4 protein-coding genes are annotated in these 5,288 nt (G+C 58.3%); 2 read left to right on the top strand and 2 right to left on the bottom strand.

Annotated features, from left to right (window positions below; all coding sequences use genetic code 11):
- Positions 1-300: 300 nt before the first annotated feature.
- Positions 301-2,322, top strand: a complete 2,022-nt coding sequence (locus ABX749_RS20700; RefSeq protein WP_372897647.1) for a hypothetical protein — start codon at positions 301-303, stop codon at positions 2,320-2,322.
- A gap of 274 nt (positions 2,323-2,596) precedes the next feature.
- Here ABX749_RS20700 and ABX749_RS20695 read toward each other — a convergent pair whose 3' ends face one another.
- Positions 2,597-3,148 (bottom strand): FKBP-type peptidyl-prolyl cis-trans isomerase, encoded by a 552-nt coding sequence (locus ABX749_RS20695; protein WP_372897646.1) that lies wholly within the window; start codon positions 3,146-3,148, stop codon positions 2,597-2,599.
- A gap of 230 nt (positions 3,149-3,378) precedes the next feature.
- Between ABX749_RS20695 and ABX749_RS20690 the strand changes: the two genes are divergently transcribed.
- Complete coding sequence (locus ABX749_RS20690) at positions 3,379-3,852, top strand: HPP family protein (RefSeq protein WP_372897645.1); 474 nt, start codon at positions 3,379-3,381, stop codon at positions 3,850-3,852.
- A gap of 268 nt (positions 3,853-4,120) precedes the next feature.
- Here the strand turns inward: ABX749_RS20690 and ABX749_RS20685 are convergent, their stop codons facing one another.
- Entirely contained in the window at positions 4,121-5,101 is a 981-nt protein-coding gene (locus ABX749_RS20685; RefSeq protein WP_372897644.1) for a universal stress protein, read from the bottom strand.
- Between the last annotated feature and the right edge of the window lie 187 nt (positions 5,102-5,288).

Raw genomic sequence — 5,288 nt, 5'->3', positions numbered from 1 at the left:
TTCCTGCCGAATCCGATCGCGAAACGTTTTTCTTTGGTTTGATAAGATCCTTTGTGCCGGTTATTCCCGTTTCATGAGCCAGCCCCAGTTTAGTCCTCGCGGGGAACGCCGCACAATTTTGCCGTCCATCGCCTGATTCAAGGGGGGCCAAACGGGCATCCTCCGCCCGTCACCGACTCGGGCGTGAAATCCGAAATCGATTTCATCAAACCGGTTCTTGCCCACCAGAATCGGCCCGCGAAAAGGCGTAGACTGTCAGCCAGGTTCCAGATTCACCATCACGACATTCAAGGTTTTTTGATGCGTCTCCTTTCCGCATGCCTGCTCACCGTTGCGACGCTCTTGGGAAATACCGGTCTGATCGCCCAAGACCCAACTTCCGATCAACGAAAGTACCTGCTCGATCGTGTCGATGACGTCGCCATCGTCCAGCTCTACGTCGACGGGTTCGAGCAGTTGTCGCTGCGAGAAAAAACACTGATCTATCATCTCTCCCAAGCCGCCATCGCCGGACGCGACATCTACATCGACCAACGCTACCGCTACTCGCTTCGCATTCGCGATGTCCTGGAGGGTGTGTTGACCCATCCGCAAGGGATCGACGAAACAACCCTGGCGGCGATCCGGAAATACATGAAGCTGTTTTGGGTCAACAATGGGCCGCACAGTGCCTTGACCGCCCAAAAGAATTTGCTGGAGTGCACGGCCGAGGCCCTCGACGAAGCGGTCAAGCAAGCCGTCAAAAACGGTGCCCAGCTGCCGGCTTCCGGCGAAGAGTTGTTCACGCTGATGGTGGAACTTCAGCCGGTCCTGTTCGACCCCACCTTTGAAACACACGTCACCCAAAAATCACCGCCCGAGGGCGTCGACATTCTGACCGCCAGCGCCAACAACCTCTACCACAACGTCACCGCCGCCGACCTGGACGGGTTTCAAGAACGCTACCCGCTCAATTCACAACTGATCAAAACGGACAGCGGAAAACTGCGTGAAAACGTTTATCGCAGCGGATTAGACAGCCTGGTTCCCGCCGGCATGTACGCCCAGCCGATCGCCAACATCGTCTCTCATCTCGAAGCCGCCATTCCCTTTGCCACGCCCGAGATGGCGCGTGCCCTGGGCGCACTGATTCATTATTACCGCACCGGCGAAGCCGTCGATTTCTACGGGTACAACATCGCGTGGGTCGCCGACAAAGACAGCCCCGTCGACACCATCAACGGGTTCATCGAAGTCTACATGGACGCGCGGGGCATCAAGGGATCGTGGGAGGCTGCGGTCTACTTCAACGACCCGATCAAAATGGACATGATTCGAAAGTTCGCCGACAACGCCCAGTGGTTCGAAGACCGCATGCCGTACGCCGAATCGTTTCGCAAAGACAACGTGAAGGGGATTTCGGCCAAAGCGATCCAAGTCGTGATGGAAACCGGTGACTCCGGCCCCGTCACTCCGATCGGAATCAATTTGCCCAATGACGCAACCATTCGCCAGCGATACGGCAGCAAGTCCGTTTCGCTCAGCAACGTCATGGAAGCCTACGACAAGGCCAGCACGCCGTCGGCGCGGGCGGAGTTCTGTTACGACGATGCTGAATTCGCCCGAGCCGACCAATGGAAATCCACCGCGCTGGCTCTGGAAGTGAACATGCACGAAGTCATCGGGCATGCCTCCGGCCAAGTCAACGAAGGTATCGACCCCGCCGTCTCGATCAAGGAATACTACAGCGCGCTCGAAGAAGGCCGTGCCGACCTGGTCGCGCTGTATTTCATCGGCAATCCGAAATTGATCGAACTCGGGTTGGTCGAAAACGAAACGGACCTGAAAGAGATGCAGCTGGCGGCCTATGAAGCCTACACGCGAAACGCGATGACCCAGCTGCGTCGGATCAAGTCAGGGACGACGATCGAAGAAGACCACATGCGGAATCGGCAGATGATTGTCGGCTGGCTGGCCGCCAACACGGACGCCATCCGAGTCGACGTCCGTGACGGAAAAACGTACTTTCGCGTCGCCGACGTTGCTGCCTGGCATCGCGGCGTCGGTCAGTTGTTGGCCGAAGTGCAGCGAATCAAATCCGAAGGCGACCGAGCCTCTGCCGAACGGTTGATGAAGGATTACGCGATCAATATCAATGTCGCTTTGCGCGACGAAGTGTTGCGCCGTTATGCTGATTTGGACCAACCCGCCTACACCGGTTTCGTCCAACCCGAATTGACCCCGGTGAAGGACGACCAGGGCAACATCACCGACGTCCAGATCTCGTACCCCCAAGACCTGGAAACCCAAATGCTGAAGTGGTCCGGGGCGATGGCCCACTAGCCGGTGCGGCGGCAGACGGGTGATGATCCGTTGACATCCGTCGGGAGAGCGCCAGCGATTCCAGCATCCCGGAGGGATGCCAGCGAGTAGCCGGAGGTGAGCGCAGCGACACCTCCGGAGATCCGATCTCCCGTCGGACGCGACCCCGGAGGGCAACGCTGTGAAGCATTTATTCCCTGCGTTTGACGAGGTGTTAGCGGCAGGGCGCAAGCCCTCCGGTCCCTCAACGTTCCCGAAACACCGGAGGGCTCGCGCCCTACCGCCACCAGCTCCCTCACTTGATCTCGACAAGCTCGACGATGAAGTGCAGTCGGGCCCGTGGAGGGATCGGGCCGCCGGGGGTGCCGCGCTCGCCGTAGCCGAGTTCATGGGGGATGTCCAATTCGATCATGCCGCCCTCACCGATCAATTGCAGTCCTTCGGTCCAACCGGGGATCACACGTTTGAGCGGAAAGGGAGTCGGCTCTCCCCGACGATACGAGCTGTCGAAGATCTTCTTGGAGTCCAACCAGCCCTTGTAGTGGGCCACCACGCTGTCGGTGGCCTTGGGTTTAGGTTTGTCGCTCTTGCGGAGCACGCGGTACTGCAGTCCCGAATCGGTCTTGCTGAATTTTTTCGGGGCATCGGGATCGATCTTACCCGGCGCAACCTTCTCCAGCTTGTCGGCCGGGCCCGCCGTGATCGCTCCCTGGCTGGTTTGGACGTCTTGCTGCAGTTTATCTGCGGTGTTGAGCACGCCGCCGATCGCGCTGCCCTGACCCCATGACGTCGCCGCCAACAGCAAGACCGCAACAAACGGAGTTCCGAGCACGAGTGATTGTTTCATCGAAGTGAACCTGATTCAGGAAGGGCGAGGGAAGATGGGGGCCATGATTGCATCGATCAGACAGCCAAAATTGTACTCGATTCGCGGATCGGTCGAGAGCCGCAGCCTCTCGGCGGGAATCGGCATACGGTTTGCGGCCTGATTCGATTTTGTTGCCGGTGACCAGATGCTGTGACCATCGGGCACGTGTCCAAAACGGTAAATCTTCCTTGACGCCTGAGGAAAGCTCAATGACGACCATCAATGCGAATTTGGAAACCAAGGTGCAAAGCGTCATGCAACGGCACCCTGTGACCATTCACGACTACCAAACCGTCCACGACGCCGTCGATGCGATGACCGAGCACCATGTTTCGGCGCTGCCGGTCGTCGACGATGGACGCTATCTCAAAGGCATCCTCACGCTCAATGATCTCGTCCGATTGGTGCAAGATGCCGAACGAACGCTCGAAAGCGACTTGGCGATCTACGACACCAGTTATCTGGTCGCCGATATCATCCGCGAAACCCTGGGCACCGACGAAGTCGCCAGTGTGATGTCGGGCGTGATGTTCAAGGTCAAGCAGGAAGACACACTCAAGAGTGCCGCAAAGTTGATGATCGAGCATCAACTGCATCATCTTCCTGTCGTCGGCAAAGACATGAAACTGCTGGGGATCCTGTCCTCGATGGATTTCGTTCGTCTTATCGCCGACGCGACTTAGCATCAACGGCACTCACGACCCCAGCACGTGGCGTCAGCCAGTGGCGCGCAGTGATGTCAAATCCTGCTCGCGCCGCTCGCTCACCGGCTTGTTGATTTAATCAGCCGTTTGGCGAGAGCCTACGGGCGCCGGAGAGTAATTGACAAGATGAATGCCCGTACGCTTGCGCGCTCGCGGCTAATCCCACGTGCGATCGGATTAAATCAACAAGCCGTCACGCTTCCCGCTGATAGCGGCGAGCGCGGCCGCCTCTCCCGCTATCTTTAGCTCACGAGACAACCTTCGACTCCAGCGTTTCGCCGGCAACGGGGCAGACGAATCCCGGCGGTTTCAAAGCCAACACGCTGCAGGACACGTCGGCCAGCACGGATTCGGCGGTATTGCCGATCAAAAAGCCGGCGATCCCGGTACGGCAGACCGTCCCCATGACCAACAGGTCCGCTTGAACCTCCTCGACCATGTCCGAGATCACGTCGGCTGCCGGTCCACGTCGGACATGGAATTCCGGTGACACTTCGGTCATCCCCGTGTCCCGATAGAGCTCGCCAAGATGGGTGCGGATGTTCTCCGCATGGATCGAAAACACGTCCTCGAATTGATCTTCGCCAAACGATTGATGGAACGGTGATTCCATCGGCAGTTCGAACGGGACTTCCAAAGGCATTTCCCAAGCACTCAGCCAATGCAACGTCGCCTCGTCGCTGCGCGCGATCTCCAGTGACAGTTCCGCGATCGCTTCGTTCAGTTTTTTGTGCGGGGTGTCCTGTCGGTCGACGTCGATCGCCGCCAAGACTTGGTCGAAATCGCCGTGTACCTGGGGCTTCAGTAGCAGCATCGCGCACGGGCACATCCGCAACAGTGCACGGGCCACGCTGCCGACCACGCGTCCAGCGCCGCGAAACCCGTCGGCCGCCTTGATCACCAAATCGTGGTCGTTGCGGAGCACTTCGCGGATCACTTCCATCGCCGGATCACCGACGGTGACAACGATGTCGATGGGAACGGACGAGTCGTAGAACTCGCTCACCTGTTCTTGCAGCTTGGCACGATGATCTTCGATCAACAACCGTTGTAACTCGTCCGGACTGGCGACCCCCTTGAACAATCGCAGGATCCGGGGCACGGGCTTGATCACATCCATCAGCGTCAACGAGGCGCCGTTTTCCATCGCCAGCACGATCGCTCGCGCAATCGCGCCCTCGGGTTCCTCCGTTCCCGTGTACACCAGCAACTTTTTGAATCGTTCCATCAAAGGACCCTCGAAATCATCGTTATCGATCGTTCATCGGCCGCTTCGATGCAAACGATGTACCGTCAACGCGACGGAGAACGAATCCAACCGGGGACGCTCCAAAGCCTGCTCGCATGCGGTTGGCCGGTACCAATTCATCACCAACCTGGAATGACAATCCGTGCGGATTAGCACAGGCGTGGAT

The organism is Stieleria sp., from assembly GCF_041595215.1.
Taxonomy (GTDB): domain Bacteria; phylum Planctomycetota; class Planctomycetia; order Pirellulales; family Pirellulaceae; genus Stieleria; species Stieleria magnilauensis.
The sequence above is the reverse complement of the archived record's forward strand: the minus strand, read 5'-3'. Positions and strand labels throughout refer to the sequence as shown.